The organism is Methylobacterium sp. WL18, from assembly GCF_008040015.1.
Lineage (GTDB): Bacteria > Pseudomonadota > Alphaproteobacteria > Rhizobiales > Beijerinckiaceae > Methylobacterium > Methylobacterium mesophilicum.
On sequence record NZ_VRVD01001293.1, the window covers coordinates 1 to 516 of the forward strand.

Annotated in this window: 2 pseudogenes; both read left to right on the forward strand. The window is 73.6% G+C overall.

From position 1 onward, the window contains the following. Positions 1–186: pseudogene (locus FV228_RS32390) on the forward strand (TlyA family rRNA (cytidine-2'-O)-methyltransferase); the annotation flags it as partial. Next, positions 183–516, forward strand: a pseudogene (locus tag FV228_RS32395) (RNA methyltransferase); the annotation flags it as partial. The pseudogenes FV228_RS32390 and FV228_RS32395, both read left to right, overlap by 4 nt.

Below are 516 nucleotides of genomic sequence, written 5' to 3' on the forward strand. Positions count from 1 at the left end.
GAGGCCGGGCGCGCGCGCGTCGGGCGCGGCGGCCTCGTGCGCGATCCGGCCGTCCACGCGGAGGTCTGCGATTCCGTCCGCCTCGTGCTGGAGGGGCTCGGCGCGACGATCCTGGGCCTGATCGATTCGCCCGTGCCGGGTGGCGACGGCAATTCCGAATTTTTGATCGGCGCAACCCTGTCATGAGCGAAACGGTCACGATCCGGGACCTCGGTGCCCGCGGCGACGGCATCGCGGAGGACGGGATCCTCGTCCCCTATACGCTGCCCGGGGAGCGCGTGACGATCCGCCGGGAGGGAAAGCGGGCCGAGCTGCTCGGCATCGAGACGCCCTCCCCCGACCGGGTCGAGCCGTTCTGCCCCTATTACATGCGCTGCGGCGGCTGCCGGACGCAGCATCTTGCGCCCGCCGCGGAGCTGTCCTGGAAGCGCGGCCTCGTCGCGCAGGCCCTGTCGCAGGCCCGTCTCGACGTCGAGCCGGGGGCCGCGATCGACGCGCACGGGGCCGGGCGCCGCC